The organism is Streptomyces sp. NRRL F-2664 (assembly GCF_000719345.1).
Classification (GTDB): Bacteria; Actinomycetota; Actinomycetes; order Streptomycetales; family Streptomycetaceae; genus Streptomyces.
The window spans coordinates 290,074-316,775 of record NZ_JOFX01000002.1 but is presented as its reverse complement, the minus strand read 5'-3'; the positions used below and the strand labels follow the sequence as shown (position 1 = coordinate 316,775).

Below are 26,702 nucleotides of genomic sequence, written 5' to 3'. Positions count from 1 at the left end.
GACGGGATAAGCGGAATGAGCGGAACGAAACGAAGGGATCGAGGTGCACGTGCCCGACGTCTCCGTGGTCGTCATCGTCTACAACGACGCAGACCGTCTGTCGACAGCAGTCCAGTCGGTTCTCGACCAGACACTCCAGGGCGTCGAGGTCGTGATCGTCGACGACTGCAGCCAGGACCGCTCCTTCGCGGTCGCCCAGGAACTCGAGTCGGCGCACCCGGGGAGGGTGCGCGCCTTCCAGCTCCCGCAGAACAGCGGCGGCTGCGGTGCGCCGCGCAACCACGGCATCCAGCAGGCCACCGGAACGTACGTGATGTTCCTCGACAGCGACGACGTGCTGGAGCGCAACGCCTGCCGGAACATGCTGGCCGCCGCCGAGCGGACCGGCTCGGACCTGGTCTCGGGCATGTGCGTCCGCGTGCACCTCGACAACCGGTGGGGCAAGACCACCGAGTGGTACCCCTGGATCTACGCGCACACGCGCACCCTGGAGTCGATCACCGAGTTCCCGGACCTGCTGGTCTACGACACCCTCTCCACCAACAAGTGCTACCGGCGCGCGTTCCTGCTGGAGCAGGGCCTGGAGTTCCCGGTCGGCATCCACTACGAGGACCTGCTGTTCTCCGCAAAGGCGTACGTGGCGGCCCGGCGCATCACGCTGATCCCCAACCACGTGTACTTCTGGAACGTGGTCGAGAAGGCCGCGGCCAAGTCGATCAGTAACCGGCGCCACGAGATCGCGAACTTCGTGCACCGCATGGAGATCCACCGGCGCGTCGACGAGCTGCTGGCGGCCAAGGGCCACACGGACATCAAGTCCGCGAAGGACGCCAAGTTCCTCAAGCACGACCTGGTCCTGCACCTGCGCGACCTGCCCCTGCTCAGCGACGAGTACCGCCAGGAGTTCGCCCGCCTGGCCAACGGCTACCTCGCCGGCATCGATCCGGAGGCGTACGAGCACGTCACCCACCTCCAGGCGATCTGCGCGTACCTGCTGGGCAAGGAGGACTGGGACAACCTGCTCCCGGCCGCCGACGCCATGATCAACAAGGGGCGGCTGACCTCCCCGCTCGCCGAACGCGACGGCCGCGTCTACTGGTGCGCGCAGCACATCGACGGCCCCGACGCCGCCGAGGCCCGCCGGATACTGGACGTCACCGAGCAGGGCTTCCACACCACTCCCCTGCCGTCCCTCACCCTGGGCAACCGCCTCACCTCCTACGAGGACGACGGCCGCGGCACCGTCACGCTGTCCGGCACCGTCGTCAACCCGCTGGGCCGCATCGACGCCGACGCCGAGCTGAAGGCGACGCTGGAGCTCCGGGCCCGCCGCCAGATCGGCGTCCGTTCGTTCAGCTTCCCCGTGGCAACCGTCCGCCACGCCGGTGACACGATCGAGTGGCGCACCACCGCCGACATCGGCGGCACCGTGCGCCCGCTCGGCATCATCGACGCCGTCTGGGACGTCCGCCTCAAGCTGACCGCCGGGGCCGACCGGATCATCACCCGCGTCTCGGTCGGCGGCCTCGACCTGGACTCGGCGGCCCGGCTGCGCGTCCGGCCGCGGCTGACCCGCCTGGTCTCGGACCGCTTCGCGGCGGAGATGACGAAGAAGGGCAACCTCTCCTACGTCCTGACCGCCGAGGGCGCCGCCGCCGTCCGCACCCAGTCGCTGATCAACAACGCCATACAGGGCAGGGCGGCGGGCGTGGTCAAGCGGGGCCTGCGCAAGGCGCTGCGAGCCCGCCGGAACATGGGCTCCGGCGAGCAGAAGGTGAAGATCTACCACGAGGTCTTCTCGAAGCTGCCGGTCAAGAAGGGCACGGTCGTCTTCGAGAGCCACATGGGCAAGCAGTACAGCGACAGCCCGAAGGCCATCTACGAGGAGATGGTCCGCCAGGGCGTCCCCTTCGAGGCGATCTGGTCGTACGCGGGCGCCAGGCCCACGGGCTTCCCGAAGGAGGCCACCCTCGTCAAGCGCTGGAGCTGGCCGTACCTGCGCGCCCTGGCCCAGGCCGAGTACTGGGTCGACAACCAGGGCTTCCCGCTGGCCCTGGCCAAGCGCCCGGGCACCACCTACATCCAGACCTGGCACGGCTCCGCACTCAAGCGGATGGGCTTCCACGAGCCCCGCACCAAGGCACAGGGCCGGGCCGGCCAGGCCCGCTTCCAGGCAGCCGTGGACCGCTTCGACCACTTCCTGATCCGCTCCGAGCACGACGCACGCACCCTCGCCAAGGCCTTCCGGCTGCGTGACGAGGTGCTGCTGCGCACGGGCTACCCGCGCAACGACGCCCTCGTCGAGGCGCACCGGGCCGAGGCGGACAGCGGCGAACGGATCCGCGGCCCGCTCGCCGCCGAGCTCGGCATCGACCCGGACAAGAAGGTCCTGCTGTACGCGCCGACCTTCCGGGCAGGCGCGGACGGCGCGGTGGAGGGCTTCACCTTCCCCTTCGACGTGGAGGAGTTCGCCGACCGGCTCGGCGACCGCTACACGCTGCTGGTGCGCACCCACTACCTCAACAGCGTCTCGCTGCCGCCGTCGGTGGCCGGACGGGTCGTCGACGTGTCGCGCCACCACGACATCACCCCGCTGCTGGCCCTCGCCGACGGTCTGATCACGGACTACTCGTCGGTGATGTTCGACTACGCCGTCCTGGACCGGCCGATGGTGTTCTTCGCGTACGACTACGACAAGTACGCCAATGACATCCGCGGCACCTACTTCGACCTGAAGGAGAAGGCCCCGGGTCCGGTGGTGGCCACCGCGGACGAACTCCTGCAGGTGCTGGCGGCCTTCGAGGAGGCGGACACCAAGTACGCGGAGGCGCGCCAGCGCTTCCTCGCCGAGTTCGGCGAGTACGACCGCGGGGACGCGGCCCGCCAGATCGTCGAGAAGTTCTTCACCGGGAGCGGCAAGTGAGCCGGGACATCTTCATCGTCTCCAACAGCGTCGACGAGATCGGCGGCGTGACCACCTGGTCGCACCAGATGGCCCGGCTGTTCACCGAACGCGGCCACCGGGTCCACATCGTCGGCATCGCGCCCGTCGCCGAGGAGATCCGGCAGAAGCTCCCGCAGGACCTCCCGTACGAGACGACCACGCTGTACGACGCCCACCCGCCGGCGGCGCGCCGGCTGCGCGGCATCAAGGGCCGGCTGAACGCCCCCGAGCGGCGCCGGCAGGCGGCCCGGCGGGCGCAGATGCGGGTCAGGGCGGACCGGCTGAGCGAGCTGCTGCGCGGGGCCCGGCCGGGCGGCGTCGTCATCGTCACCCAGGTGTGGGCGATGGAGTGGGTGGCGCTCGCCGACACCAAGGGGCTGTCCGTCATCGGGATGAGCCACGAGTCCTTCGAGGCCAGTCAGAAGTCGACGCGCGGCGAGCGGGTCCGCCGGCACTACCGGGAGGTCGACCGGCTGCTGGTGCTGACCGCCGAGGACGCGGACCTGTGGATCCGGACGGGCATGGAGAACGTCGCCAGCATGCCGAACCCGATCCCCTTCATGCCGGACACCCCCGCACCGCGCACCGAGAAGGTCGTGGCCAGCGTCGGCCGCCTCGCCTTCGAAAAGGGCGTCGACCTGCTGCTCGACGCGTGGGCGGACGCGGCGCCGCACCACCCCGACTGGGTGCTGCGCATCTACGGCGCGGGCGCTGAGGAGGCGGCGCTGCGGGCGCACTGCACGGGCCTGGGGCTCGACGACTCCGTGGAGTGGATGGGCAGCACCGACGACGTGCTGGGCGCGCTGCGCGGGGCGTCGGTCTTCGCTCAGGCCTCGCGCGCCGAGGGCTTCCCGATCACGCTGCTGGAGGCGATGGCAGCGGGTCTGCCGGTTGCGGCCTTCGACTGCGCGCCGGGCGTACGGGAGATCGTCGGGCACGGCGAGGACGGGCTCCTGGCCCGGCTCGGCAACACGATGGAGCTGGCCGGGCACCTGGACGTGCTGATGTCCGACGGTGAGCTGCGCGACCGGCTCGGCGACAACGCCTTCCACGCGGTGAAGCGCTACTCCAGCGCCGAGATCACCGACCGGTGGGAGGAGCTGTTCTCCTTCCTGGAGCGCTGACGGCACCACGCGCGGCGCAGTGGCGCGGCACGCCACCACGACGAAGCCGCCCGCCCCCCGGAATGTCCGGGGGGCGGGCGGCTTCGTCGTTCGGCCGGTGTGCCGGTCAGGCCTTGTGGACGTCGCGGTGGGCGTCCTTGCGGGCCGTCTTGTTGGCCTCCCAGCCCGCCCATGCGGAGGTGACCATCTCACGGACGTCGTGGCGGGCCTTCCAGCCCAGCTCGGTGTTGATCCTGTCGGCGGAGGCCACGACCTTCGCCGGGTCGCCGGGACGGCGCGGGCTGATCACGGGGGCGAGGTCGTGCCCGGTGCCCTCGTTCAGCAGGGCCACCATCTCGGCGACGGAGACGCCCTCGCCGCGTCCGATGTTGACGGTGAGGTCCTTGTAGTCCTCGGCGGAGGCCCACTCGGCCAGCTTGCGGGCGGCCGCCACGTGGGCCTCCGCCAGGTCCTCGACGTGGATGTAGTCGCGGATGCAGGTGCCGTCCGGCGTCGGGTAGTCGTCACCGAAGATCCTGGCGCCCTGGCCGGCGTCGTACCGCTCGAAGACCATCGGGACCAGGTTGAAGACGCCGGTGTCCGCGAGCTCCGGGGTCGCGGCGCCCGCCACGTTGAAGTAGCGCAGGCAGGCGGTGGAGATGCCGTGGGCCTTGCCCGCGGCGCGCACCAGCCACTCGCCGGCCAGCTTGGTCTCGCCGTACGGGCTCAGCGGCGCGCACGGGGTGTCCTCGGTGACCAGGTCGACGTCGGGCATGCCGTACACGGACGCGGAGGAGGAGAAGAGGAAGTTGCGCACACCGGCGTCGGCCACGGCCTGCAGCAGGACCGTGAGGCCCTGCACGTTCTCGTGGTAGTAGTACAGCGGCTTCTCGACGGACTCGCCGACCTGCTTCTTGCCCGCCAGGTGCACCACGCCGGTGATCTTGTGCTCGCGGATGGTCTTCTCCAGCACCAGCCGGTCCAGGACCGAGCCGACCACCAGCGGGACGCCCTCCGGGACGCGGTCCTCGTTGCCCGTGGAGAGGTCGTCGAGGACGACGACCTTCTCCCCCGCGAGCAGCATCGCGCGGACGACGTGCGCGCCGATGTAACCGGCGCCACCGGTGATCAGAAACGTCATGTGTATCTCCTTGGTCCTGTCCGACTTCGGTGGGGAAAGCGCAGCGGGGCGCATCGGTTCAGCCCGCCGCGCGGGCTGCCCTGGCCCGGTGCAGGCGGTTGCGTACGAGGTACAGGGCTCCCTCGGCGCCCGGCGCGAGGCGCAGGGCGAGGGCGCCGGCCCCCGTCCGGTAGGGCTGCGCCAGCAGAACACCGTACCGGCTGCTGGGCAGGGCCCGACGGCGCAGGAGGCGGCCGCGGGGGCGCAGGGAGGTGAACAGCGAGCTCCCGTCGGCGCACTGCACGCCCACCCCGACGTTCCAGGCCTGCATCCGGCGCAGCCCCTGGCGGCGGCCGGTGACGGCCAGGTCGGCGAGGCGGAACGCCAGTACCGCCGTCCAGCCGCCGTTGCGGTCGGGCAGCAGCTCGACGGGGCGCGCCAGGACCGGCTCGCCACCCGCGCGGGGCAGGAAGCTCAGCCGGGCGGTCTGCGGGCCGGCCTCGGCCAGGCGCCCGTACAGGTCGTGCACGCGGATCCGGACGGCGCCGCGGCCGGCCGGTTCGGCGTCGACGGTGACGGGCAGCTCCTCGACCGGCAGCGCAGCCAGGCCGTCCAGCTCGACCGGGAGCTCCTCGCTCCACACCGGCTCGCCGGACGCGCCGACCGCGTACGGGGGCAGCAGGCGGGGCGGCTGCGCGGCCAACCGGGTGAGCCGCTCGATGTCGGCCGGCGGGGTCGCGGTGGCGCGCAGCACCCGGACGATCCAGCGGGCGTGGGCGGCGGCGGCCTCGACGTCGGCCCCGGCGAAGGTGGCGACGTAGTCGCGGGTCAGGGTCCACCAGGCCGCCCGGTACTCGGGGTCGGCGCCGAGTTCGCGCAGGTACATGCGCAGGTCGTATTCGAGGAACTTCACGTGGCAGGCGCTGCCCAGCACCGGGGACGCGGCGGCCAGGGTGCGGGCGGCCGTGCGGTGGGCCTCGATGCGGGAGCGCCAGTTCCCGACGTCCTTGCGGTCCAGGGAGATCGACACCTGGGCGGCGCTGCGGCGCACGTGCCACACGTAGACGAGGTCGCCGGTGACGGCGATGCGGGGGGCCGCGGCAAGCACGCGGGCCGTGAAGGCGAAGTCCTCGTAGACGAAGCGGCCGTCCGGGAAGCGCAGGCCGTGCTCCTCCAGGAAGGCCCGCTCGTAGAGCTTGTTGACGCAGAGCGTGTCGCGGACCAGCTCGGGCCGGTCCGCCGGGCGCTCGATGACGTCGCCGGGGGTGTAGAGGCCGGGCATCCACGGCACGTCGTGGTGCTGGGGCAGCTCGCGCCGCACGGCCGCGCCGACGGTGACCGGGGCGCGGTGCTCCTCGGCGGTGCGCACCAGGGCGTCCGCCGCACCCGGTGGCAGGATGTCGTCGCTGTCGAGGAAGAGCACGTACCGGCCGGACGCCGCCGCGATCCCGTCGTTGCGCGGGGTGCCGCACCCGCCGCTGTTCTCCGTCCGGTGCACGACCTTGAGGCGGGGATGGACGGCGGCCAGCTCGTCCAGCACCTGCGAGGTGCCGTCGGAGGAGGCGTCGTCCACCGCGATGACCTCGGCGACCACCGGGCCCTGGGCGAGGGCCGAGGAGACGGCCTCGCCCACGAGCGCGGCGTCGTTGTACGCGATGACCACGACGGAAACGGTGGGGAGCTTGCTGCTGTTCACCCGGAGGATCCTAGGCGACCCGCATAAGGACGCCTTCAAACCCTCCGGGACAGCTTCCCCCGGGAGTGGACTAGAACGGCCGGAATTCGTCGTACTCCTGCTGCGCGGAGTCGCCCCGGCGGGCCTCGCGCTCCTTGCGGCGCTGGGTGGCCGGGCGCGGCGCCTCCATGCGGTGGTCCTCACCGCGGCGGCCCAGCATCTCGGCACCGGCCATCATGGTCGGCTCCCAGTCGAAGACGACCGCGTTCTCGTCGGAGCCGATGGCCACGCCGTCACCGGCGCGGGCGCCGGCCTTCCTCAGGGCGTCCTCGACGCCGAGGCGGTTGAGGCGGTCGGCGAGGTAGCCCACGGCCTCGTCGTTGTTGAAGTCGGTCTGGCGCACCCAGCGCTCCGGCTTCTCGCCGCGCACGTTGTAGACGTCCTCGACCTCGTCGTAGGTGACGGTGAAGCCGGCGTCGTCCACGGCCTTCGGCCGGATGACGATGCGGGTCGCCTCCTGCTTCGGCTTGCGGGCACGGGCCTTGGCGATGACCTCGGCGAGGAAGAAGGAGAGCTCCTTCAGACCCGTACGGGCGACCGCGGAGACCTCGAAGACCTTGTAGCCGCGCGCCTCCAGGTCCGGGCGGACCATGTCGGCGAGCTCCTGGCCGTCCGGGATGTCGACCTTGTTCAGGACGACGAGGCGCGGGCGCTTCTCCAGGCCCCCGCCGTAGAGCCTGAGCTCCTCCTCGATGACGTCGAGGTCGGCGATCGGGTCGCGGTCGGACTCCAGGGTGGCGGTGTCCAGGACGTGCACGAGCACCGAGCAGCGCTCGACGTGCCGCAGGAACTCCAGGCCCAGGCCGCGGCCCTGGCTGGCGCCGGGGATCAGGCCGGGGACGTCGGCGATCGTGTAGACGGTCGAGCCGGCGGTGACGACACCCAGGTTCGGGACCAGGGTGGTGAAGGGGTAGTCCGCGATCTTCGGCTTGGCCGAGGAGAGCACCGAGATCAGCGAGGACTTGCCGGCGCTCGGGAAGCCGACCAGCGCCACGTCGGCGACGGTCTTCAGCTCCAGGACGATGTCGCCGGTGGTGCCGGGGACGCCGAGGAGCGCGAAGCCGGGCGCCTTGCGGCGGGCGGAGGCCAGCGCGGCGTTGCCGAGGCCGCCGCGGCCGCCCTCGGCGGCCACGTAGGTGGTGCCCTGGCCGACGAGGTCGGCGAGGACGTTGCCCTCCTTGTCGAGGACGACGGTGCCGTCCGGCACGGGCAGGACCAGGTCCTGGCCGTCCTTGCCGGAGCGGTTGCCGCCCTCGCCGGGCTTGCCGTTGGTGGCCTTGCGGTGGGGGCTGTGGTGGTAATCCAGCAGGGTGGTGACCGCCTGCTCGACGACCAGGATCACATCGCCGCCACGGCCGCCGTTGCCGCCGTCGGGGCCGCCGAGCGGCTTGAACTTCTCCCGGTGAACGGAGGCGCAGCCGTGGCCTCCGTTACCCGCGGCGACGTGCAGCTCGACGCGGTCCACGAAGGTGGTCATGGTTGTTCCTCCAGATACATACGGGAATGTCCCGGGCAGGCCTTACTGCCCATTAAACGTGCCTATGTGACAACGCGCCGAGGGCGGACCTCTCTTCCCGGCATGTGCCGGGAAGAGCTGAGATCCGCCCTCGGGAAGTTACGAACGCCTGATCAGCAGGAGCTGGATCAGGCGGCCGGAACGATGTTCACGACCTTGCGGCCACGGTGCGTGCCGAACTGCACGGCACCGGCCTGCAGCGCGAACAGCGTGTCGTCGCCACCACGGCCGACACCCGAGCCCGGGTGGAAGTGGGTGCCGCGCTGGCGGACGAGGATCTCGCCGGCGGAGACGACCTGACCGCCGAAGCGCTTCACGCCGAGCCGCTGGGCATTGGAGTCGCGCCCGTTCCGGGTGGACGATGCGCCCTTCTTGTGTGCCATGTCTCAGTCCCTCTTACTTCGCAGCCGCGGGGATACCGGTGACCTTGATCGCCGTGTACTGCTGGCGGTGACCCTGGCGACGGCGGTAGCCGGTCTTGTTCTTGTAGCGCAGGATGTCGATCTTGGCGCCCTTGTGGTGGTCCACGACCTCGGCCGTGACCTTGATACCGGCCAGGACCCACGGGTCGCTGGTCACGGCGTCGCCGTCGACAACGAGCAGGGTCGAGAGCTCGACCGTGTCGCCAACCTTGGCAGTGGAAATCTTGTCAACCTCAACGATGTCGCCGACAGCAACCTTGTGCTGGCGACCACCGCTGCGCACGATGGCGTACACGCGGATCTCTCTCTCACTCGGGACGGATGCTCCTGAAGCCAGCCGCTCAGGCGGGCCGGGGCCCGCGCTGATCCGGAATGGACGAGCGGCCTCTCCCGTACAGCGCTTGCGCGCCGGGGGCGGGAGGAAGGTGCTCAGGAGCTCGGCGCGCGCCGGACGGAAATCGTCCAGGACACGCCGACGGTCTAGGTTACGGGCCCGGTTCCGGAGGGTCAAACCGGGCCCCGCACGGCCGTGGGCCCCGCCGCTCGGCGGGGCCCACGGTCACGGGACGGATCAGGCTTCGGTCGGAGCCGAGACGGACGGGGCAGCCTGCTGCTCCGCCGCCGCGGTCTTCTTCGTCGCCCGCTTCGTCGCGGTCTTCTTGGTGGTGGCCGTCTTCTTGGCCACCGTCTTCTTGGCGGCCGCGGCCTTCTTGGCCGGGGCCTTCTTCGCGGCGGTCGCCTTCTTGGCCGGAGCCTTCCTGGCGGCCTTCTTGGCCGGGGCGGCCTCCTCGGCGGGAGCGGGCTCCTCGGCCGGGGCGGACTCCTCGGCCGGCGCCGCCGGCTCGGTCACGGGTGCCTCGACGACCACCACGGCGGCCTCCGCCGCGCCTGCCGGGGAACCGGCGGGTGCGGTGGCCTTGCGGGTGGCACGACGGCGCGGACGGGCCGGCGCGGCCTCCGCCACCGGGGCCGCCTCGGCCGCGGCGGCCGACTCGGGCTCGACGACGGGCTCGGGCTCGACGACGGGCTCGGGCTCCGCGACGGCGACCGGCGCGGGCTCAGCCGCCGGGGCCGGCTCGGACTCCGCGACCACGACCTGCTCGGCGGCGGCCGCCGGCGCGGTGGCCTTGCGGGTCGCCCGGCGACGGGTACGGCCCTTCGGCGCGGCCTCCTCGACCGGGGCCGGAGTGGCCTCGACCGACTCCGCGGCCTCGACGGCCTCGGCGACGACCTCGGCGACCGGCTCCAGGACCGTGTCGGCCGGCTCGGTCACCGGCTCGGCCACGACCTCGGCCACGGGGGCCAGCGGCTGCGCCGGAGCGGCCTCGCGCCGCGGGGCACCCGCGGGAGCGGTCGCCTTGCGGGTGGCGCGGCGCCGGTTGCGGCGCCCGCTCAGGCCCGCGGCGGCCTCGGCCTCGGCCGGGGAGCCGTAGAGCTCCTCGCCGGGGACGAACTCCGGCTCCGGCAGGGCCTTCGGCGCGGCCACCTCGGCAGCGACCTCGGCCTCGGACTCGAAGACCTCGGCCTCCGGGGCCTCGACGGTCTCGACCTCGTGGTCGTGCTGGTCGAAGTCGGCACGGCCGCCACGGCGCTTCGAGCGCTTGCCGTTGCCACCGCCGCCGATCGAGGCCGGCGACTCCATGTGGACGATGACACCGCGGCCGTTGCAGTGGACGCAGGTCTCGGAGAAGGACTCCAGCAGACCCTGGCCGACCCGCTTGCGGGTCATCTGGACCAGGCCCAGCGACGTCACCTCGGCGACCTGGTGCTTCGTGCGGTCACGGCCCAGGCACTCCAGCATGCGCCGCAGGACCAGGTCGCGGTTGGACTCCAGGACCATGTCGATGAAGTCGATGACGACGATGCCACCGAGGTCGCGCAGCCGCAGCTGGCGCACGATCTCCTCGGCCGCCTCCAGGTTGTTCCTGGTGACGGTCTCCTCCAGGTTGCCGCCCTGGCCGGTGAACTTGCCGGTGTTGACGTCGATGACGATCATCGCCTCGGTCTTGTCGATCACGAGGGAGCCGCCGGAGGGCAGCCACACCTTGCGGTCGAGCGCCTTGGCGAGCTGCTCGTCGATCCGGTACGTCGCGAAGACGTCGACCTCGGAGGTCCAGCGCTGGAGCCGGTCGGCCAGGTCCGGGGCCACGTGCGAGACGTAGCCGTGGATGGTCTCCCAGGCGCCGTCACCGCTGACGATGACCTTCGAGAAGTCCTCGTTGAAGATGTCGCGCACGACCCGGACGGTCATGTCCGGCTCGCCGTAGAGCAGGGACGGGGAGGACGTCGTGATCTGCTTCGACTTCTTCTGGATGTCCGCCCACTGCGCCTGCAGGCGCTCGACGTCGCGGCGCAGCTCGTCCTCGCTCGCGCCCTCGGCGGCGGTGCGCACGATGACGCCCGCGTCCTCGGGGACGATCTTCTTGAGAATGGTCTTCAGACGCGCGCGCTCGGTGTCGGGCAGCTTGCGGCTGATGCCGGTCATCGAGCCCTCGGGCACGTAGACCAGGTAGCGGCCGGGCAGCGAGACCTGGCTCGTCAGGCGGGCGCCCTTGTGGCCGATCGGGTCCTTGGTGACCTGCACCAGGACCGACTGGCCGGACTTGAGGGCGGACTCGATGCGGCGCGGCCCGTTGGCCATGCCGAGCGCCTCGAAGTTGACCTCACCGGCGTACAGGACGGCGTTGCGGCCCTTGCCGATGTCGATGAAGGCGGCCTCCATCGACGGCAGCACGTTCTGGACCTTGCCCAGGTAGACGTTGCCGACGTACGAGGTGGCCTCCTCCTTGTTGACGTAGTGCTCCACGAGCACGTTGTCCTCAAGGACGCCGATCTGGGTGCGCTCGCCGGACTGGCGGACGACCATGACGCGCTCGACGGCCTCACGGCGGGCCAGGAACTCGGCCTCGGTGATGATCGGCACACGGCGGCGGCCCTGCTCGCGGCCCTCGCGGCGGCGCTGCTTCTTCGCCTCCAGGCGGGTCGAGCCCTTGATGGACTGGACCTCGTCGGACGGTTCGGCCTTCTCGCGCGCCGGGCGCGGCTCGCGGACCTTGACCACGGTGCGCACGCCGTCCTCGTCGCCCGCTTCGGCGACGTCGGCACCGGTGTCGCCGCTGCGGCGCCGGCGACGGCGGCGACGGCGGCTGGAGGTGGAGCCCAGGGCCTCTTCGCCGTCGTCGAACTCGGCGCTGTCCTCCTCGGTCTCGGCCTCCTGCTCGGCGGCCTCGGCCTCGGTCTCGTCCTCGGCGGACTCGTCGAGGTCGGCTGCCTCACCGCGACGGCGGCGACGGCCACCGCGACGGCGGCGGCGCGAGGGGCGCTCGCCCGACTCGTCGCCGTCGTCGAACTCAGCGGTGTCGGCTGCCTCGGCGAACTCGTCCTCGGCCTCGGCGGCCGCGGCCTCGGGCTCCTCCTCCGCGGGGGCCTCGGTACGGGCGGCCGGCGCGACCTCGGTGGCGCCGCGGCCACGGCGACGGCGACGGCCGGCGGGCTGCGCGGGCTCGACCGGAGCGGCGGCCCCGGTCTCCTCCTCGTCGATCTCCTCGGCCTCGATCGCGGCGGCGGCCGCGGCGGCCATGGCGGCGGTCTCGGGCGTCTGGAACATCGGCTCGGTGAAGACCGGCGCCTGGAAGACGGCCACGGCGGGACGCACGGCGCGGCGGGCACGGGCCGGGGCGGCGGGTGCCTCGGCGGCCTCCGGCGCGGCGGCGGCGGGCTGCTGCGGGGCGGCGGCGGGCGCGGTCGTGGACCGGGTGGCCCGGCGGCGGCCGCGCTTCGGGGCGTCCACGGCGTCGGCGACGGTCACGGCGCGGGGGGCGGCCTTGGGGGCCTCCTCCTCGGCGGCCGGGGCGGGCTCGGCGGCGGTCTCGGCGGCCGGGGTCTCGACTGCCGGAGCGGCGACGGCGCGGGTGGCACGACGCCGGGTCCGCGGAGCCGGCGCCGCAGCGGCCTCCTCCGCGACCGGGGCGGCTGCGGCCTCGGCGGCGGCCGGAGCCTCGACCACCGGAACCTCGGCGGCTTCTGCGGCCTCGACTGCCGGAGCGGCGACGGCGCGGGTGGCGCGACGGCGGGTACGCGGAGCCGGCGCCGCAGCGGCCTCCTCCGCGACCGGGGCGGCAGCAGCCTCGGCGGCGGCCGGAGCCTCGACAACCGGAACCTCGGCGGCTTCCGAGGCCTCGCCGGCCGGAGCGGCGACAGCGCGGGTGGCACGACGCCGGGTACGCGGAGCCGGCGCCGCAGCGGCCTCCTCCACGACCGGGGCGGCTGCGGCCTCGGCGGCCGGGGTCTCGGCGGCGGACTCCACGACAGCCTCGGCGGCCTGCGTCTTCGGAGCGGCGACGGCACGGGTGGCCCGGCGGCGGGGACGGGCGGGGGCGGCGGCCGGAGCGGCCTCCTCGACCGGAGCGGCCTCCTCGACCGCGGCGGGCTCCGTCACCGGGGCCGCCTCGGCCGCGGGGGCGCCGCCGGGCGGGCCGGCGGGCCGGGAGGCGGCGCGGCGGCGCCTGCGCGGGGGCAGGTTGTCGCTGGGGCTGCTGCTGTCGGCACCGGCGGGGGTGGTTTCGTTTTCGTTGTTGGGCATTGCGGGCGGTTCTCCCGTCACGCTCCCGGGCGCCGCGGCTGACTTCCGGTCCGGCACGGCTGCGCGCGATGACGCGGAGCCGGCCTCCGGGGCGCGTGCGCCACACGGGAGCTGTAGTCCATGGCCGCCGGTTCCGTACGTGTTGGTCCGTACGGCCTGGCGGAAGTCTTCAGGTCTGTACGCGGCCCGACCCAGGTGGCTCCCGAGTGCCAGGGCTGCGCGACGACGACGATCCCTACGCGGCGGGACCTTCCGGCGCCTTCGCGTCGGCGGTCACGGCGACCGTGGGTGGGGCGGCCGTGTCTGCCTCGCGGTCGGGCGCGAGCGGGTCGGTCACCGTGCCGGACTCCTCGTCGAAGAGCCCCTGCGCCAGCCTGGTCACCGCAGAGGGGACCGGCGGCGCCAGGTCGGCCACAGCTCGGAGACCGGACAGGACGTCGTCGGGTCGCACGGCAGGTGTCAGATGCCGAACAACCAGCCGCAGTATCGCACAAGCACTGTCCAGGGGCCTATCAGCCGGCGCGGGAAGCGCTTCGAGGCTGACGACCGCGCCACGGGTGTCGAACGTGCGCACGCCGTTCTTGGTCTTGCGCTGCACCTCCACGGTCTCGGCGGCGAGGAAGACCTCCACCGCCCGCTCGGCCTCGGCGGGCTCCACGCCGTCCAGCCGCAGCTCCCACACGGAGGCGGTGAGCCGGTCCGCGAGGCCGGAGGTGCGGGCCTCGACGGCGTCGATGATGTCGAGGCCGGCCGGCATCGACGCGTCGAGCAGTTCGCGGAGGGTCTCGGGGTCGCGCGGTGCGGCGAGGCCGATCTCCAGGTATTCGGCCTCGCTGCCGGTCCCCGTGGGGGCGGCGTTCGCGTAGCTCACGCGCGGGTGCGGGGTGAAGCCCGCCGAGTACGCCATCGGCACCTCGGCGCGGCGCAGGGCCCGCTCGAAGGCGCGCTGGAAGTCTCGGTGGCTGGTGAACCGGAGGCGGCCGCGCTTGGTGTAGCGCAGTCGGATGCGCTGCACCACCGGTGCGGGAGGCGGGCCTTCGGGCTGTCGCTTGCCCAGTGGTTCTTCTCCTTGTGCGGGGCTCCGCGGCTCGCGCATCGCCCTGAGGTCTGTCGACCCGCTCCGGCTCACCCCCGCCGTCGGGGCAGGGAGATCTCGTCAGCGGGTGCCGCGTCGGCGGCTGTCGTACTACCCAGAGTACGCGCCCGTGACCTCGCCGGTTCCCAGGGAGGAGTACCGAACAGCGCACGGCGTACGGTGGCCCGCGCTTCGCGGACCGCTGCGCGGGCGGTCCGCCACACCTCGCGCACGGCGTGTCCGGCGGGGGTGAGCACATGCCGGTACACCCGGGACGCGGGCCATCCGATGAGAACCCGTCCGACCCATCGGAGCCCGCGCCACAGAGCGGCGGTGATCCGCCCGGCCAGGTGCCAGGCCTGGACGAGGACCTGCCAGAGGGGCGAGAGCACGTACCGGTACAGGGCGGAGGCCAGCCGGGCCAGGCCCAGCCCGACCGGCCGCAGCAGGTACCGGTACACCCCGACCACCAGCCAGGCCACACCCAGCCCCACCGGCCGCAGCAGGTACCGGTACACCGCGACCGCGAGCCACACGAGCCCGTGCCCGACCGGGGTGAGGAGGTACCGGTACGCCGCGGCGCCGAGCCATGCGATCGCGCGGCCGACCGGCGCGAGCACGTACCGCCACAGCCCGACCCACGGCCACACGAACAGCAGCATGCCGAGGAACCGCACGAGCCGGGCGGCGCCCCGGCCGAGGGGGGCCAGCAGGTAGCGCATGCCGCCGCGGCCGACCCATGCCAGCGCCTCCCCCAGCGGACGCAGCACGTGAACGGTCAGGAACCGTCCGCCCGGGGCCAGCACCCGCTGGTACAGCCCCCGCCCCAGCCACGCCACGCCCTGCCCGACCGGAGTGATCACGTAGCGCCACAGCCCGACCCACGGCCAGAGGAGGACCAGCTTGAGCAGGGTGCCCACCAGCCGTCCCAGCGCACGCAGCAGCGGCTCCAGGACGTGGACGTACAGCGGCCCGAGGACGTTGCGGTGCAGGGCGCGGCCCGCGCCGACCAGCAGTTCCCAGATCACCCGTACGGGCAGTACGACGAGTACGGCGACGATCTTGACGGGGATCCTGATGGCGCCCACCAGGCACCCGTCGCCGCCGCCGGGAGGCCGTTTGTCCATGTCCATGCGGTGAAGGACACGGCGAAGGCCCCCACCCGTTGCGGGCAGGGGCCTCTCGTGACCCAAGGGTTACGTCGCCGGTGCTACTTCACGACCGACAGCGGAAGCAGCTTCTTGCCGGTCGGACCGATCTGGATCTCGGTCTGCATCTGCGGGCACACGCCGCAGTCGAAGCACGGGGTCCAGCGGCAGTCGTCGACCTCAGTCTCGTCGAGGGCGTCCTGCCAGTCCTCCCAGAGCCAGTCCTTGTCGAGGCCGGAGTCCAGGTGGTCCCAGGGCAGGACCTCCTCGTAGGTGCGCTCGCGGGTGGTGTACCAGGCGACGTCCACGCCGTAGGCCGGCAGCGTCTTCTCGGCCGCCTGCATCCAGCGGTCGTAGCTGAAGTGCTCGCGCCAGCCGTCGAAGCGGCCGCCGTCCTCGTACACGGCGCGGATGACGTCGCCGATGCGGCGGTCGCCGCGGGAGAGGAGGCCCTCGACGATGCCCGGCTTGCCGTCGTGGTAGCGGAAGCCGATGGAACGGCCGTACTTCTTGTCGCCGCGGATCTTGTCGCGCAGCTTGCCCAGGCGGGCGTCCGTCTCCTCGGCCGACAGCTGCGGCGCCCACTGGAACGGGGTGTGCGGCTTGGGCACGAACCCGCCGATCGACACCGTGCAGCGGATGTCGTTCTGGCCGGAGACCTCGCGGCCCTTGGCGATGACGTTGACCGCCATGTCGCCGATCTGGAGCACGTCCTCGTCGGTCTCGGTGGGCAGGCCGCACATGAAGTACAGCTTCACCTGGCGCCAGCCGTTGCCGTAGGCGGTGGCGACGGTGCGGATCAGGTCCTCCTCCGAGACCATCTTGTTGATGACCTTGCGCATGCGCTCGGAGCCGCCCTCGGGGGCGAAGGTCAGGCCGGAGCGACGGCCGTTGCGGGTCAGCTCGTTGGCCAGGTCCACGTTGAAGGCGTCCACGCGGGTCGACGGGAGGGACAGGCCCACCTTGTCGTCCGAGTAGCGGTCGGCGAGGCCCTTGGCGATGTCGGCGATCTCGGTGTGGTCCGCGGACGACAGCGAGAGCAGGCCGACCTCCTCGAAGCCGGTCGCCTTGAGGCCCTTCTCCACCATCTCGCCGATGCCGGTGATGCTTCGCTCCCGCACGGGGCGCGTGATCATGCCGGCCTGGCAGAAGCGGCAGCCGCGGGTGCAGCCGCGGAAGATCTCCACGGACATGCGCTCGTGGACGGTCTCGGCGAGCGGGACCAGGGGCTGCTTGGGGTACGGCCACTCGTCGAGGTCCATGACGGTGTGCTTGGACACGCGCCACGGCACGCCGGAGCGGTTGGGCACGACACGGCCGATGCGGCCGTCCGGCAGGTACTCGACGTCGTAGAAGCCCGGCACGTAGACGTTGCCCGTCTTGGCGAGGCGCAGCAGGACCTCTTCGCGTCCGCCCGGCCTGCCCTCGGCCTTCCACGTGCGGATGATCTCGGTCATGTCGAGGACGGCCTGCTCGCCGTCCCCGATGACCGCGCAGTCGATGAACTCCGCGATCGGCTCCGGGTTGAAGGCCGCGTGGCCGCCCGCGAGGACGATCGGGTGGTCGACGGTGCGGTTGCGCGACTCCAGCGGGATGCCCGCGAGGTCGAGCGCCGTGAGCATGTTGGTGTAGCCCAGCTCCGTGGAGAAGGACAGGCCGAACACGTCGAAGGCGGAGACCGGGCGGTGGCTGTCCACGGTGAACTGCGGCACCTTGTGCTCGCGCATCAGCTCTTCGAGGTCGGGCCATACGCTGTAGGTGCGCTCGGCGAGGACGCCCTCGCGCTCGTTGAGCACCTCGTACAGGATCATGACGCCCTGGTTGGGCAGCCCGACTTCGTATGCGTCCGGGTACATGAGGGCCCAGCGGACGTCACAGCTCTCCCACGGCTTCACCGTGGAGTTGAGTTCACCGCCGACGTACTGGATGGGCTTCTGCACGTGCGGAAGCAGGGCCTCAAGCTGAGGGAAGACCGACTCGGTCATCACGCGACTTTCGTGAAGCGGGCAGGGGGCAGCTATCTAGCGTACCCCGATGGCTCAGCCGCCCCCACCCGCATGATCACTACAGGGCACTGCGCAGGGCGGGGGCCGACGCCTTCGCCCAGACGTCGGGCAGCTCCCGTTCGTTCCGCTCGGCCAGCGCCTCCTCGCGGCCGTAGAGCACGCCCCAGGTGAAGGTCGGCTCCCCTGCCTCCGCCGCCTGGGCGGCGAGGCCGCGCAGGGCTTCGCGGGCCACCACGCTGTCCTGGTGGTCGCCGAGCAGGGTCTGCACCTCCTTGACGGCCTTGGCCAGGTGTTTCGCCGGTTTGCCGAGCTCGGGCACGGCCGACTCCGCCGCGTACCGGACGCGTTTGGCCGCCTTGCGGGCCTCGTGGAGGGCCACGTCCCGCTCGCGGCCCCCGTCGAGGGCGAGCGCCCCGTCGATGCGGGTGGCGAGGCGGGCGTAGTCGCGCAGGACCGCCTTGGGAAGGGCCTTCTTCGGGGACTTGGCGGCGCCGTCGAGCAGCGGGGGTGCCGTCAGCAGCGCGTCGAGGGCGTTCAGCAGGCCGATGTAGCGGTCGCTGTCGAGTGCGGCCAGGACCCTGCGCCGCGATCCGGAACGGCGAGCGGTGTTCCAGGTCCGCAGCCGGCTGCGGACCGGGCCGGTCAGGAGCGTGCGCGGGAGTTCGGCGAGGTGTGCCTGGAGCCGCTCCATCAGGACCTCCTGGTCGCGGTCGACGCCGAGTTCGGCGGCCAGCCAGCGCAGTTCCTCTCCGAGGGGGTCGGTGATGTCCCGGTCCAGGAGCTTGCGGTAGGTCTTGAAGGCACTGCGCAGCCGTCGGGTGGCGACGCGCATCTGGTGGACGGCGTCCGGCAGGTCGCGTCGTACGGCGGGGTCCTGGGCGACCAGGGCGTCGCGCTGTTCGGCCAGGTAGGCGACGACGTGGGCGCCGGCGGTGCCGTGCGGACCGCCGTCGCCGGGCCGGGCGGGGGGCGGTGCGTCGGTCTCGGCGAGGGCCCGGGCGAGTTTCGAGGGGCTGTCGCAGACCCGGAGGCCGGCCTTGCGGAAGGCTTTCTCGACGGCGTTCAGGAGGTCGGGGTCGACGCCGTCGGCGAGTTCCACCTCGACCTCGGTCCAGCCGGCGGTGGCGTCGCCGCGTTCGGCCACGACCTCGTCGGTGCTCAGTTCGGCGAGGAGCGCGCCGTCGGCGTCGAGCAGGTGGCTGATGTGGCGCGAGGAGACCAGCCGGACCTGCGGCCGGAGGGTGGCGTCCCGGACGCGGGAGCGGACGAGGGCGGCGAGGGCGGGCGGGACCGTGTCGCTGAGCGCGGCCCCCACCTCGTCGCGGACTCCCGGGGAGACGGGCAGTTTGAGGTGCCAGCCCTCGTCCGCGCCCCCCGTTCTGCGCCGCAGGGTGAGGCCGTCGGCGGCGAGCCGCTGGTCGGGGGTGTCGTAGTAGACGGCGTCGAGGTCGACGGTGCCCTGGTCGGTGACGGCCGCGATCGCGGCCGTCCCCGTCAGATCCGGCACCCCGCGCCGGGCAGAGGTGGCTTTGGAGAACTCGAATTTGCGCTCGATCTCGCGCTTTGTGTCCGCCATGTACCGAACTTAGTCCTGAACGGAGCGCGTCTGCAGGATGAAGGGAACATCAGGCTGACAATGGCCGCTGGACCTTGATCGACTGGAGGAGGCCCACCGCTATCCACACGGCGAACATCGACGAGCCTCCGTAGGACACGAACGGCAGCGGCAGACCCGCCACCGGCATGATGCCGAGGGTCATCCCGATGTTCTCGAAGGACTGGAAGGCGAACCAGGCGATGATGCCGGCGCACACGATCGTCCCGTAGAGCTCGGTGGTCTCACGGGCGATCACGCAGGCCCGCCAGAGGATGACGCCGAGCAGGACCAGGATGAGGCCCGCCCCGAGGAAGCCGAGTTCCTCGCCGGCCACGGTGAAGACGAAGTCCGTCTGCTGCTCGGGCACGAACTGGCCGGTGGTCTGGGAGCCCTTGAAGAGCCCGGAGCCGGTCAGGCCGCCGGAGCCGATGGCGATGCGCGCCTGGTTGGTGTTGTAGCCGACGCCGGCGGGGTCGAGCTCGGGGTTGGCGAAGGCCGCGAAGCGGTTGATCTGGTACTCGTCGAGGACGCCCAGCTGCCATATCAGGACGGCTCCGGCCACGCCCGAGCCGAGCAGGCCGATCACCCAGCGGTTGGAGGCCCCCGAGGCGAGCAGCACGCCGAGCACGATGACGACCATGACCATGACCGAGCCGAGGTCCGGCATCAGCATGACGATGCCCATCGGCGCGGCGGCCAGGCAGAGCGACTTGACGACCGTGCGGTGGTCAGGATGGGCGAGGTCGCCCGCGTCCACCCGGGTGGCCAGGAGCATCGCCATGACGAGGATGATCGTGATCTTCACGAACTCGGACGGCTGGAGGGAGAAGCCGCCGCCGATCACGATCCATGCGTGGGCGCCGTTGATGGTGGCGCCGAGCGGGGTCAGCACGGCGAGGATCAGCAGGAGCGAGAGCCCGTAGAGGAACGGCACGGCTCCGCGCAGGGTGCGGTGGCCGAGCCAGATGGTGCCGATCATCAGGACCAGGCCGATGCCGGTGTTCAGGGCGTGCCGGGCGAGGAAGTAGTAGGGGTCGCCCTGGTTCAGGGTGGTCCGGTTGCGGGTCGCGGACCACACGAGCAGGGCGCCGAGGAGGGACAGGGCGAGCGAGGAGAGCAGGATCGGCCAGTCGAGCCGGCGCAGCACGGAGTCGCGGGCGGTGAGCTTGGCCATCGGGCCGCGCTCGGGCGCGTAGCGGGAGACGGAGAACTTGTTGGCGGTTGGCATGTCGGTATGGGGTCCTCAGTCGTGCCGTGTCGGGGGTGGCCCGGCGAGCGCCGGCGGCGCCAGTTCCTCCGGGGACGGCGGTACGTACGGCCGGATCTCGGGGGACTCGATGGAGCCGTCGGGGTTGATCCTGGGCAGTTTCGTCTCCGGGGTCGGAAGCAGGGCCCGCTCGGGGTCCTGCTTCCCGTCCATCGTCAGACCGTAGATGGCGTTGTAGAGGTTGCGCACGGCGGGTCCGGAGGCGCCGGAGCCGGTGCCGCCCTGGGAGATCGTCATGACGATCGTGAAGTCCTTGGTGTACGTCGCGAGCCACGAGGTGGTCTGCTTGCCGTAGACCTGGGCGGTACCGGTCTTCGCGTGCATCGGGATCTTGTCCTGGGGCCAGCCGCCGAAGCGCCATGCGGCGGTGCCGCCGGGCTCGACGACCATGCGCAGGCCCCGGTCGAGGTCCGCGATGGTCTGGGCGCCGATGGGGAGCCGGCCGTGGGACTGGGGCTTGATCATCTCGACGTGCTTGCCGTCGGGGCTGATGACGGCCTTGCCGACGGTGGGGTTGTAGAGGGTGCCGCCGTTGCTGATGGCGGAGTAGGCGGTGGCCATCTGGATGGGGGTGACGAGGACGTCACCCTGGCCGATGGCGAAGTTGATGCTGTCGTAGGCCTTCAGCTGGTTGCCTTCGAGGCAGCTCTCGTAGGCGATCTGCTCGACGTAGGTACCGCCGCGCTTGCCCTGCTTGCACCAGGAGTTCTTGTTGGCGGCCCAGAAGCTCTGCTTCCACTGGCGGTCGGGAATGCGGCCCTTGACCTCGTTGGGCAGGTCGATCCCGGTCTCGGAGCCGAGTCCGAACTCGCGTGCGGTCCGGTAGAACCAGTCGTGGGCGTCCTTCTTGGGGCTGAGGCCGCCGTCGCGCTGCCACTCCTTGTGCCCGAGGGCGTAGAAGACGGTGTTGCAGGAGAACTTGAGGGCTTCGCCGAGGGTGATGGGGCCGTGCCCCTTCGACTCGAAGTTCGCGAAGCTCCGGCCGCCGAGGCTGTAGGAGCTGCTGCAGTTGTACCTGTCGTTGAACTTGTAGCCGGCCCGGACGGCGGCGCTGGCGGAGACCACCTTGAAGATGGAGCCTGCGGGGGCCATGCCCTGGATGGCCCGGTTGAGCAGCGGGTAGTTGGATTTCTTGCTGGTGAGCTTGGCGTAGTCGGCGCCCGAGATTCCGCCGACCCAGGCGTTGGGGTCGTAGTCGGGCTGGGAGGCCATCGCCACGATGCGGCCCGTCCTGGCCTCCATGACGACCACGGCGCCGGAGTCGGCCTCGTACTTGCGGCCGGTGATGTTGTCGGTCTCGTTGCGGACGACCTTCATGGCCTGCTGGAGCTCGTACTCGGCGACGGCCTGGACCCGGGCGTCGATGCTGGTGACGAGGGTGGATCCGGCGACGCCGGGGTCGGACCTGGTCTGGCCCATGACCCGGCCGAGGTTGTCGACCTCGTACGAGGTGACCTGGGCCTTGCCGCGCAACTGGCGGTCGTAGGTGCGCTCGATGCCGGAGCGGCCGACCTGGTCGGACCGCAGGTGCGGGGAGTCGGTGTCCTTGGCCTTCTGGATCTCGTCGTCGGTGACGGGCGACAGGTAGCCGAGGACCTGCGAGGTACGGGCTCCGCCGGGGGCCGGGTAACGGCGCACGGCGGTGGGCTCCGCGGTGATGCCGGGGAACTCCTCGGGGCGTTCGCGCAGCTGGAGCGCCTGTTGGGTGGTGGCTTCGAGGGTGACGGGGATCGGCTGGTAGGGGGAGCCGTTCCAGCAGGGCTTGGGCGTCTGGGAGTCGCAGAGCCGGACCTTGTCCATGACCTCCTTGGGGGTCATGTCCAGGACGTCGGCGAGGCGGGTCATGACGCCCTTGCCCTTGTCCTTCATCTTCATCAGCGCGGTGCGGCTGGCGGAGACGACGAGGCGGGTCTCGTTGTCGGCGAGGGGGACGCCGCGGGCGTCGAGGATCGAGCCGCGCACGGCCGGCTGGACGACCCGCTGGACGTGGTTGCTCTTCGCTTCGTGGTAGTACTCCGCGCCGTTGCGGATCTGGAGGAACCAGAGCCGGCCGCCGAGGGTGACGAACATCGAGAAGACGAGGACCTGCATGATGACGAGCCTGATCTGCACCCGGGAGGTGCGGCCGGTCTCCGGGACGTTGGTCACGTCTGCTCCTCCCTCACAGCTTCTTGACGCTCTTCACACCCTTGGCCGGCTTGACGCCCTTTATCCGGACGGCCTTGTTGGCGCGGACCCGCGCGGTCTTCAGGCGCAGGCCGCCGCGCTGGCTGCCGATGCGCAGGCCGGTGCCGCCGGCCAGCCAGCCGGCGGAGACGTCGGCGGCCTTGTTGGTGGGGCCGCCTCCGGCCTCGACGGCCATCGGGTCGTTCTCGGCCTTCCGGGCGAGCGCCATGATCCACGGCACGGTGAACGGCGCGAGCAGGAGGTCGTAGAGGGTGGCGGTGAACACCAGCCCGGTCAGGCCCACGTGGCGGGCGGCGGTGTCGCCGACCAGGGCGCCCACACTCGCGTACAGGAGGGTGGAGCCGATCGCGGCGGCGACGACGGTCAGCATCGGGCCCCAGGCGGAGCGGAACCGTCCGCCGTCGGGGCGGACCAGGCCGGCGACGTAGCCGATGACGCACAGGACGAGCGCGTACCGTCCGGCCGCGTGGTCGGCGGGCGGTGCCAGGTCGGCGAGGAGCCCGGCGCCGAAGCCGATGAGCGCACCGCTGACGTGCCCGTACACGAGCGCGAGGGAGACGACGGTGAGGAGCAGCAGGTCGGGAACGGCGCCGGGCAGTTGGAGCCGGCCCAGGACGGTGACCTGGATGACGAGGGCGACCACGACGAGCGTGGCCGAGAGCAGGATCCGGTTGAAGCGCATGCGGGGTCGGCTCCTAGTCGTCGGCCGGCTGGGCCGCCAGGCTGGCGGACCCGGACGGAGTGACCGTGACGGTGACCGTCGGGGTGGGCTTGGGGGCCTCGGGCTTGGGCGGCAGGACGGTGTCGCGCGGGTCCTCGCGCGGGGGCATCACGACGACGCCCACGATGTCGAGTCGCGAGAAGCCCACGAACGGACGCACCCAGACGGTGCGGGTCAGGTCGCCGCGCGAGGGGTCGACCTTGACCACCTCGCCGATCGGGACGCCGGGCACGAAGGGCTTGTTGCCGCGCGAGCCGAAGGTGACGAGCCGGTCGCCGGGGCTGACCTTGGCCTTGCCGTTGAGCATCTGGACGGACAGGGCGCGGTCGCCCTGCCCGGTGGCGAAACCGAGTTCGCCGGTCTTCTCCAGGCGCGTACCGACCGTGAAGTCGGGGTCGTTGGCGAGGACGACGGTGGCGGTGTCGGGGCCCACGGTGGTGACCCGGCCGACGAGCCCGTCGCCGTTGAGGACGGTCATGTCGCGCTCGATGCCGTCCTTGCTGCCGGCGTCGATGGTGACGGTCCAGGAGAAGCCCTGGGCCGCTCCTATGGCGATGACCTCGGCGCCCTTGATGCCGTACTGTCCGGCGCCGGCCCGCTTGAGCATCTCGTCGAGTTCGTGGATGCGGCTGCGGGTCTGGTCCTCGCTGCCCAGCTTGGCTTTCAGGGCGGCGTTCTCGCGCTCCAGCGTGGCGATGCGGTTGTGGCGCTCGCCGGAGTCCCGTACCGCCCCTATGGCGTTGGCGACGGGATCGACCGCGGTCGCCACACCTTCCTCGACCGGTCCGAAGACCGCCGCGGCGGCCTGTCGGGCACCGTCGACCGGTGACTCCTCGCCTGCCCTGATGTCCACCGTGATCAACGCGAACGCGATGGCGATCAGAAGCACCAGGAGCAGCCGGCTTTCTCGTGTGTCCCTCACGTGCGGCGGCCGTGCCTTCCTCGTCGGAATTCTCTTTGCCTGTATATCAACGATCCGCCGCACGGGCCCGGTAGCACCCGTACGGCGGATCCTTGTGTTCCGCTTACCCCCTCCCCGGGAGGGAGGGGTGTCGTCAGCGACGGGGCTGCGCGTCCAGGACCTGCTGGAGGGCCTCGAACTCCTCGACGCACTTGCCGGAGCCGAGCGCGACGGAGTCGAGGGGGTCCTCGGCGATGTGGATCGGCATGCCGGTCTCACGGCGCAGCCGCTCGTCCAGGCCGCGGAGCAGGGCGCCGCCGCCGGTGAGGACGATGCCGCGGTCCATGATGTCGCCCGAGAGCTCCGGCGGGCACTTGTCGAGCGTTGTCTTGACCGCGTCGACGATGGCGTTGACCGGCTCCTCGATGGCCTTGCGGACCTCGGCGGCCGAGATGACGACCGTCTTGGGCAGGCCCGAGACCAGGTCCCGGCCCCGGATCTCGGTGTGCTCGTCCTTGTCGAGGTCGTAGGCCGAGCCAATGGTGATCTTGATCTGCTCGGCCGTCCGCTCACCGAGGAGGAGCGAGTACTCCTTCTTGATGTGCTGGATGATCGCGTTGTCCAGCTCGTCGCCGGCCACCCGGATGGACTGCGCCGTGACGATTCCGCCGAGGGAGATGACGGCGACCTCGGTGGTGCCGCCGCCGATGTCCACGACCATGTTGCCGGTGGCCTCGTGGACGGGCAGGCCCGAGCCGATGGCGGCGGCCATGGGCTCTTCGATGATGTGCACCTGGCGGGCGCCGGCCTGCGTGGACGCCTCGATGACCGCGCGGCGCTCGACTCCCGTGATGCCGGAGGGCACACAGACCACGACGCGCGGACGCGCCAGATAGCGGCGCTTGTGGATCTTGAGGATGAAGTACCGGAGCATACGCTCGGTGATCTCGAAGTCGGCGATCACGCCGTCCTTGAGGGGCCGTACGGCGACGATGTTGCCGGGCGTGCGCCCGATCATCTTCTTCGCCTCGGAGCCGACCGCCAGGATGCCGCCGGTGTTCGTGTTGATGGCGACCACGGACGGCTCGTTCAGGACGATCCCCCGGCCCCTCACGTACACCAGCGTGTTGGCGGTCCCGAGGTCGATCGCCATGTCACGGCCGATGAACGACATGTTGTTCCCCTTGTTCCCCATGAGGAGCGTCTGGCCTTCCAGTTGATAGCGGCTGCTGTCAGGTCGGCGAGGTGGGTGTGTGGGTGGAGGCCCCATCGTAGTCACGGTTGTACCGACACCGCGCGACGGGACTCCGGCAATCCCGCCGGAATGGATACCCGCCCCCTTACTGGTGACGACGTGTCCTGCCCAGGCGTTCCCGCCCGGACCCGGAAATACCTGGGGGCGACCGAAATTACTTCGGTCGCCCCAGGTCATGAGCGCTATTCGGCTGATGTCTCGTCAGGAGTGACTGATCAGAGCGCGGGGAAGAAGAGCTTCAGCTCGCGCTCGGCCGACTCCTCGGAGTCCGAGGCGTGGATCAGGTTCTCCCGGGTGATGGTGCCGAAGTCACCCCGGATGGAGCCGGGCGTGGCGGCGATCGGGTCGGTGGGCCCGGCCAGCCGGCGGACACCTTCGATCACGCGTTCCCCTTCGACCACCAGGGCCACGACCGGGCCGCTGGACATGAAGCCCATCAGCGGCTCGTAGAAGGGCTTGCCCTTGTGCTCGCCGTAGTGCGCCTCCAGGGTCTCCTGGTCGAGCGTGCGCAGCTCCAGCGCGGGGATGGTCCAGCCGGCCTTCCGCTCGATGCGGCCGATGATCTCGCCGACCAGGCCGCGACGGACGGCGTCGGGCTTGAGCAGGACGAGGGTGCGCTGGGTCATGTTGCGGCTCCTTGCGGCATACGGGTGCGGTAGGACGAATCTACAGGGCCGTCCGGGGCGGTCCGGCCGCCCGGGTGGCCCGGACGGCCGGGGTCCGGAGGCCGGCGGGAGGGGGCCTGAGGCCCGTCAGGCGGGGTCGGACGCCGCGGGCGCCGACGGCGTCTCCTGCGCGGCGGCCCAGCGCTCCTTGATCGCGTCGATCCTCCGCCCGTAGTGCACGGAGCACCACCACAGGCCGGCGAAGACCGCACCGAGGAAGAACATCGTGGGAACGACGAACCCGCTCGCGACAAGACCGATCTGCAGGGCCCAGCCCAGCGGGACCGCACCCGGCCGCGACAGCATCCCGCACAGCAGCAACGACAGCAGCATCGCGACCCCGCACACCGTCCAGACCGTTGCCTGGGTCAGGTCGGGGTCCTTCATGGCGACCAGTCCCGCGAAGCCGATCACGAAGAACTCGCCGATCAGCGTGCTCGCACACAGCGTGCGCATCC

19 protein-coding genes are annotated in these 26,702 nt (G+C 71.6%); 2 read left to right on the top strand and 17 right to left on the bottom strand.

Annotated features, from left to right (window positions below; all coding sequences use genetic code 11):
• The first annotated feature begins 43 nt into the window (after positions 1-43).
• Together IF89_RS0103660 and IF89_RS0103655 are read left to right on the top strand one after the other, a co-directional pair.
• Entirely contained in the window at positions 44-2,923 is a 2,880-nt protein-coding gene (locus IF89_RS0103660; protein WP_030760973.1) for a bifunctional glycosyltransferase/CDP-glycerol:glycerophosphate glycerophosphotransferase, read from the top strand.
• Positions 2,920-4,068, top strand: a complete 1,149-nt coding sequence (locus IF89_RS0103655) for a glycosyltransferase (RefSeq protein WP_030760970.1) — start codon at positions 2,920-2,922, stop codon at positions 4,066-4,068. The genes IF89_RS0103660 and IF89_RS0103655 overlap by 4 nt, the downstream gene beginning before the upstream one ends.
• Positions 4,069-4,174: 106 nt before the next feature.
• Here the strand turns inward: IF89_RS0103655 and galE are convergent, their stop codons facing one another.
• From galE to IF89_RS0103570, 17 genes are all read right to left on the bottom strand, one after another.
• The gene (galE, locus tag IF89_RS0103650; protein ID WP_030760968.1) at positions 4,175-5,188 is read right to left on the bottom strand and encodes a UDP-glucose 4-epimerase GalE; all 1,014 of its coding nucleotides are present in this window, start codon (positions 5,186-5,188) and stop codon (positions 4,175-4,177) included.
• 58 nt (positions 5,189-5,246) lie between these two features.
• The gene (locus tag IF89_RS0103645) at positions 5,247-6,863 is read right to left on the bottom strand and encodes a glycosyltransferase family 2 protein (protein WP_043192800.1); all 1,617 of its coding nucleotides are present in this window, start codon (positions 6,861-6,863) and stop codon (positions 5,247-5,249) included.
• A gap of 70 nt (positions 6,864-6,933) precedes the next feature.
• Positions 6,934-8,379, bottom strand: a complete 1,446-nt coding sequence (obgE, locus tag IF89_RS0103640; protein ID WP_030760963.1) for a GTPase ObgE — start codon at positions 8,377-8,379, stop codon at positions 6,934-6,936.
• A gap of 167 nt (positions 8,380-8,546) precedes the next feature.
• Entirely contained in the window at positions 8,547-8,801 is a 255-nt protein-coding gene (rpmA, locus tag IF89_RS0103635) for a 50S ribosomal protein L27 (protein ID WP_030027134.1), read from the bottom strand.
• A gap of 13 nt (positions 8,802-8,814) precedes the next feature.
• On the bottom strand, positions 8,815-9,135 hold the full coding sequence (gene rplU, locus IF89_RS0103630) for a 50S ribosomal protein L21 (RefSeq protein ID WP_015033583.1): 321 nt from the start codon (positions 9,133-9,135) through the stop codon (positions 8,815-8,817).
• Positions 9,136-9,411: 276 nt separating this feature from the next.
• Positions 9,412-13,422 carry an Rne/Rng family ribonuclease gene (locus IF89_RS0103625; RefSeq protein ID WP_030760959.1) on the bottom strand — a complete coding sequence of 1,337 codons (4,011 nt, stop codon included), beginning with the start codon at positions 13,420-13,422 and terminating at the stop codon, positions 9,412-9,414.
• Between the two features lie 235 nt (positions 13,423-13,657).
• The gene (locus IF89_RS0103620; RefSeq protein WP_030760956.1) at positions 13,658-14,437 is read right to left on the bottom strand and encodes a TIGR03936 family radical SAM-associated protein; all 780 of its coding nucleotides are present in this window, start codon (positions 14,435-14,437) and stop codon (positions 13,658-13,660) included.
• Between the two features lie 110 nt (positions 14,438-14,547).
• On the bottom strand, positions 14,548-15,630 hold the full coding sequence (locus IF89_RS0103615) for a hypothetical protein (protein WP_063831239.1): 1,083 nt from the start codon (positions 15,628-15,630) through the stop codon (positions 14,548-14,550).
• Between the two features lie 77 nt (positions 15,631-15,707).
• Positions 15,708-17,633, bottom strand: a complete 1,926-nt coding sequence (locus tag IF89_RS0103610; RefSeq protein ID WP_199820459.1) for a TIGR03960 family B12-binding radical SAM protein — start codon at positions 17,631-17,633, stop codon at positions 15,708-15,710.
• Positions 17,634-17,709: 76 nt separating this feature from the next.
• Positions 17,710-19,227 carry a CYTH and CHAD domain-containing protein gene (locus IF89_RS0103605; RefSeq protein WP_030760948.1) on the bottom strand — a complete coding sequence of 506 codons (1,518 nt, stop codon included), beginning with the start codon at positions 19,225-19,227 and terminating at the stop codon, positions 17,710-17,712.
• Between the two features lie 49 nt (positions 19,228-19,276).
• Positions 19,277-20,476 carry a rod shape-determining protein RodA gene (gene rodA / locus IF89_RS0103600; RefSeq protein ID WP_030760945.1) on the bottom strand — a complete coding sequence of 400 codons (1,200 nt, stop codon included), beginning with the start codon at positions 20,474-20,476 and terminating at the stop codon, positions 19,277-19,279.
• 15 nt (positions 20,477-20,491) lie between these two features.
• Positions 20,492-22,663: a penicillin-binding protein 2 gene (gene mrdA, locus IF89_RS0103595; protein ID WP_030760941.1), complete on the bottom strand. Its 2,172-nt coding sequence runs from the start codon at positions 22,661-22,663 to the stop codon at positions 20,492-20,494.
• Between the two features lie 13 nt (positions 22,664-22,676).
• Positions 22,677-23,384 carry a rod shape-determining protein MreD gene (gene mreD / locus IF89_RS0103590; RefSeq protein WP_030760938.1) on the bottom strand — a complete coding sequence of 236 codons (708 nt, stop codon included), beginning with the start codon at positions 23,382-23,384 and terminating at the stop codon, positions 22,677-22,679.
• Between the two features lie 13 nt (positions 23,385-23,397).
• Positions 23,398-24,345, bottom strand: a complete 948-nt coding sequence (gene mreC / locus IF89_RS0103585; RefSeq protein WP_030760934.1) for a rod shape-determining protein MreC — start codon at positions 24,343-24,345, stop codon at positions 23,398-23,400.
• A gap of 133 nt (positions 24,346-24,478) precedes the next feature.
• Positions 24,479-25,498 carry a rod shape-determining protein gene (locus IF89_RS0103580; RefSeq protein ID WP_008738981.1) on the bottom strand — a complete coding sequence of 340 codons (1,020 nt, stop codon included), beginning with the start codon at positions 25,496-25,498 and terminating at the stop codon, positions 24,479-24,481.
• Positions 25,499-25,794: 296 nt separating this feature from the next.
• Positions 25,795-26,205 (bottom strand): nucleoside-diphosphate kinase, encoded by a 411-nt coding sequence (ndk, locus tag IF89_RS0103575; RefSeq protein ID WP_030760931.1) that lies wholly within the window; start codon positions 26,203-26,205, stop codon positions 25,795-25,797.
• Between the two features lie 126 nt (positions 26,206-26,331).
• Positions 26,332-26,700, bottom strand: coding sequence for a DUF4233 domain-containing protein (locus IF89_RS0103570; RefSeq protein WP_030760928.1), 369 nt, complete (start codon positions 26,698-26,700; stop codon positions 26,332-26,334).
• Positions 26,701-26,702 lie beyond the last annotated feature (2 nt).

Excerpts from the sequence above, each read along its gene's own strand:
- IF89_RS0103580 (WP_008738981.1), bottom strand. The coding sequence starts at position 25,498 with ATGTCGTTCATCGGCCGTGACATGGCGATCGACCTCGGGACCGCCAAC.
- IF89_RS0103615 (WP_063831239.1), bottom strand. The coding sequence starts at position 15,630 with ATGGACATGGACAAACGGCCTCCCGGCGGCGGCGACGGGTGCCTGGTG.
- IF89_RS0103625 (WP_030760959.1), bottom strand. The coding sequence starts at position 13,422 with ATGCCCAACAACGAAAACGAAACCACCCCCGCCGGTGCCGACAGCAGC.
- ndk (WP_030760931.1), bottom strand. The coding sequence starts at position 26,205 with ATGACCCAGCGCACCCTCGTCCTGCTCAAGCCCGACGCCGTCCGTCGC.
- rodA (WP_030760945.1), bottom strand. The coding sequence starts at position 20,476 with ATGCCAACCGCCAACAAGTTCTCCGTCTCCCGCTACGCGCCCGAGCGC.
- mreD (WP_030760938.1), bottom strand. The coding sequence starts at position 23,384 with ATGCGCTTCAACCGGATCCTGCTCTCGGCCACGCTCGTCGTGGTCGCC.
- obgE (WP_030760963.1), bottom strand. The coding sequence starts at position 8,379 with ATGACCACCTTCGTGGACCGCGTCGAGCTGCACGTCGCCGCGGGTAAC.
- IF89_RS0103570 (WP_030760928.1), bottom strand. The coding sequence starts at position 26,700 with ATGCGCACGCTGTGTGCGAGCACGCTGATCGGCGAGTTCTTCGTGATC.
- IF89_RS0103605 (WP_030760948.1), bottom strand. The coding sequence starts at position 19,227 with ATGGCGGACACAAAGCGCGAGATCGAGCGCAAATTCGAGTTCTCCAAA.
- galE (WP_030760968.1), bottom strand. The coding sequence starts at position 5,188 with ATGACGTTTCTGATCACCGGTGGCGCCGGTTACATCGGCGCGCACGTC.
- rpmA (WP_030027134.1), bottom strand. The coding sequence starts at position 8,801 with ATGGCACACAAGAAGGGCGCATCGTCCACCCGGAACGGGCGCGACTCC.